Raw genomic sequence first — 3,671 nt, 5'->3', positions numbered from 1 at the left:
GTACGAAATACCTTCAAAAGATGGTCCCAGCCACCGTGTAAGAGGGTGGAGAATAATTAATCCAGCAAAACAAAACTTTAAAAACTTAAATTACGCCCATTTATAATTAAAAGAGACTTTGACTATGAATTAAAACCTTAGTTTTTGGGTGCTAACCTGTATATGAGATGGTGCAGGAAATTCTCATAAATTACTTTATTTATTAACAGTCCTTTTTTACTATCTATATTGTTTAAATATAACCTTCTTCTATTTAAACACAACTTTCACACTATAGATTTACACCTAATATTTCGATAAACTTATATATGAATGGGTAAAATTGGAATTCAAAGAGGGATCGTTTATGAAAGAAATTCTAAGTAATCAATCGGTTGCTCAACGTGTTGCTAAGGAGTTAGAAAATGCACTAGAGTCTATTCATAAACATCAAATCAATTATGCAGAGCAGACAACAATAAGGGCCAACGCGCGAGCAAAAGAAGTAATTGAAGTTCAAAAGTCAATTGTGAATGAGTTTGCTTTAGCTTTAAAGCAAGATATAGATCAAATTCAAACTGTAGCGAGTGAATTTGAAGCAACAGATCAAATATTAGGAGATAGTTTTCTTAAGAAATGATGAGCGAGAAGGTGCAACCATGGAAGAAAGTTTAGTTTTCTTTTTCATTTAACTTATTTTCAAGAGAAATTGTCTCTACAATTTTGGCATAAAACGTTTTAGCGTCAAGCTCTTTTGCCCATTCTAGGTTTGAAGAATCAAAAGTATAAGCATTCCACGCCTTCCTACTAGTAACTTCACTTAATCCTTTTTCAACAGATACTAAAAGCTGGTCAATATTTGAAAAAATTTCGGTTTAAGGATTTTCCTATAGCTAAAAACTTTATTGATAAAGATCTTTTGAACAATATTAATAAGTTTTTTGATAAAACCGGAAAATTTTTTATTAGGCAAGGAAATAACTTAACACGTGTTGGAACAGCTCTCGGGGGCAGTCTTTCCGCAGCAGGGTTTGCAATAGGAATGCATGATGATTTGGCCAATGAAGATAAAACAGTCGGAGTAGCAATTGCTCATAATGCTACGGTTGCGGGTGCAGGACTTGGGGCAAGTGCGCTTGTAGGGTTAGGTTCAACACCCGTAGGATGGGGTATAGTGGGAGTTGCTGCTGTAGGAATCTCAGTCTCGATTTTGGCTGAACGAGCATACCAAACTAATTTTCTAGGTTTTCAATACGTGATAGACTCTGTTGGTGAAGCTATACAACATGGTATCGAAAATCCAGTAATAATTGGAGTTTTTCCTTTACACTATATTAAATAAATATATATTATGGTGATTAAAAATGAAATGTAAAGTAGAACAAGTGTACAAAAACATGAGATATAAGGTTTTAAGACTTAATGGAAATTTATATATCCTTGATATGGATCGCTCTTTTTGGGGATTTTTATTCCCCTTTGTTTATTGGTTTATGCATCATAAAGCATACAAAATAGACAAGGAAACATATAAGCTTATCCAAATGCCTAAAAGTGAACAAATGAGCACTGGTTCAATAGCACTTTTGGGAGGAGGTATTTCGATCCTTTTTGTCAATTTATTAAAGCCACTTTTATCAGAGCTAAACCTTCATATAGTGTTAGGAATAAAGATACTCTTTCTTATTATCATTATTATACTTAGTATTTTCATAAGGCTTTATATTCATAATAGACTGTTTAAAAATCTAAATCGAACAGTTGACTTTGAAACTTTACATCCAATTTATTTGAAAATAAAGCCAGAAAGGCCTAAATACTGTTTAATATATTTCTTAGGATATCTATTTATATGGGGATTTACTTTTATCGGGTGTGGTATATTTTGGATAGAAGGAAATATGATTATTTTAATGCTTACCCCATTGATTATAATTTGGGGATTAATCTGGAATTCAACAGTTATTCCCGTAGGCACAGCTGAAGTCACAATACTTGATAAATAGATATTAATTTCAATATGTCTCTAATTGTTTTTTTCGCATAAAGCCTGGTTGAAATAAAAGTTGATGCTAAAAATAACCTTACAGAGGAAGGATGAATAGGATGTTACCTATTGGATCAATCGTTTACTTAAAAGAAGGAACAAGTAAAATAATGATTTTAAATAGAGGGCCAATCATTAAAATGAATGATGAGGAATTATTGTTTGATTACTCCGGATGCTTCTATCCACAAGGTTTATTGCCCGATAACGTGTTTTATTTTAACCACGAAAACATTGATGAAGTGATATTTGAAGGCTATACCGATGCTGACGAAGAAAGGTATCAAAAATTATATTATAATTGGACAACTGAGAATCAAGATCAATATAAAAAAGGAAAAGTTTCGGAGCCGTTAAGCAATAGGTAACATTCCTTATCCATGTTGTTATTATTGGCTATTAAATGGGTGAAACTCTTATGAAGGCAGAAGTCGAACATGTATATAAAAATATGAGATACAAGATTTTAAGGTTTAATGAAGACTTTTACATTATCGATATGGATCGATCTTTTTGGTTTTTTTTAATTCCTTTTATTTTTTGGGTTATTCCACACAAGGCATACAAAATTGATAATAAAAAGTTTAAACAAATTCAAATGCCAAAAAGTGAACAAATGAGTACTGGTTCAATTGCACTTTTAGGAGGAGGTATTTCGATCCTTTTTGTCAATTTATTAAAGCCACTTTTATCCCAGCTAAACCTACATATAACGTTAGGAATTAAAATACTTATCCTAATTATTATTTTCAGTTTATGTGTTTATATGAGGATCTATATTCAAAAAAGACTTTTTCTAAAATTAAATAAAAAAGCAGACATTGAAAGTTTAAATGCCATAAAGTTGAGAATAACTCCAGAAAAACCACAACACTACTTGATATTTGTAATTTTTTTTCTCTTTTTTTGGGGAGCGGTATTTATGGCGAGTATTCTAATTTTGACTGAGGGAAACGTTATTATACTAATGTTTACTCCATTGTTTCTAATGATTGCATTACTTTGGAATACCCAGGTTATTCGTGTAGGGGGAGCGAAAATTGAAATAATTGATAGATAAATAAAAGGTTTCTTTCTTACATAGAATTCTTACTTTATATGGAGATAGTACATTGAATCTAAATTAGGAGAACTTAGATTATTAACTGGAGGAGAAATTACACGTTACCTATTAGATCAATCGTTTACTAAAAGAAGGAACAAGTAAAATAATGATTATAAATAGAGGCCAATCATTAAAATGAATGACGAAGAATTATTGTTTGCTTACTTTGGATGATTCTATCCACAAGATTTATTGCCTAATAATATGTTTTATTTTAATCATGAAAACATCGAAGAAGTGATATTTAAAGGCTATATTGATGCTGGCGAAGAAAGATATCTAAAATTATATCATAATTGGACAAATAAGAATCTAGAACAATATAAAAAAGGCAAAGTTTCGTGCCGTTAAGCACTAGGTAACATTCCTTGTCCATGTTGTTATTATTGACTATTAAATGGATGAAACTCTTATGAAGGCAGAAGTCGAACATATGTATAAAAATAGAAGATACAAGATTATTAGATTTAATGAAGATTTCTACATTGTAGATATGGACAGATCTTTTTGGTTAATTTTATTCCCTTTTGCTTCTTGGAC

Annotated in this window: 7 protein-coding genes; all 7 read left to right on the top strand. The window is 31.1% G+C overall.

All coding sequences use genetic code 11. The features are described 5' to 3' along the window. Positions 1–346: 346 nt before the first annotated feature. Entirely contained in the window at positions 347–619 is a 273-nt protein-coding gene (locus tag ACPYKA_RS19745; protein WP_479543904.1) for a TIGR04197 family type VII secretion effector, read from the top strand. Positions 620–838: 219 nt separating this feature from the next. After that, complete coding sequence (locus ACPYKA_RS19740; RefSeq protein WP_479543903.1) at positions 839–1,321, top strand: hypothetical protein; 483 nt, start codon at positions 839–841, stop codon at positions 1,319–1,321. A gap of 22 nt (positions 1,322–1,343) precedes the next feature. After that, the gene (locus tag ACPYKA_RS19735) at positions 1,344–1,985 is read left to right on the top strand and encodes a DUF443 family protein (RefSeq protein ID WP_479543902.1); all 642 of its coding nucleotides are present in this window, start codon (positions 1,344–1,346) and stop codon (positions 1,983–1,985) included. Positions 1,986–2,085: 100 nt separating this feature from the next. Continuing rightward, positions 2,086–2,394 carry a DUF4176 domain-containing protein gene (locus tag ACPYKA_RS19730; protein WP_479543901.1) on the top strand — a complete coding sequence of 103 codons (309 nt, stop codon included), beginning with the start codon at positions 2,086–2,088 and terminating at the stop codon, positions 2,392–2,394. 50 nt (positions 2,395–2,444) lie between these two features. Continuing rightward, the gene (locus ACPYKA_RS19725) at positions 2,445–3,086 is read left to right on the top strand and encodes a DUF443 family protein (protein WP_479543900.1); all 642 of its coding nucleotides are present in this window, start codon (positions 2,445–2,447) and stop codon (positions 3,084–3,086) included. A 249-nt stretch (positions 3,087–3,335) separates the two neighbouring features. Then, positions 3,336–3,482: a DUF4176 domain-containing protein gene (locus ACPYKA_RS19720; RefSeq protein WP_479543906.1), complete on the top strand. Its 147-nt coding sequence runs from the start codon at positions 3,336–3,338 to the stop codon at positions 3,480–3,482. Positions 3,483–3,528: 46 nt separating this feature from the next. Next, the coding region (locus ACPYKA_RS19715; protein WP_479543905.1) for a DUF443 family protein at positions 3,529–3,671 on the top strand (143 nt) is incomplete at its 3' end.

Source organism: Pseudogracilibacillus amylolyticus (SeqCode) (genome assembly GCF_051918545.1).
In the GTDB taxonomy this organism is placed as follows: Bacteria; Bacillota; Bacilli; order Bacillales; family Amphibacillaceae; genus Pseudogracilibacillus.
Note: the sequence above shows the minus strand (reverse complement) of the source record. Positions and strands in the feature narration are given on the sequence as shown.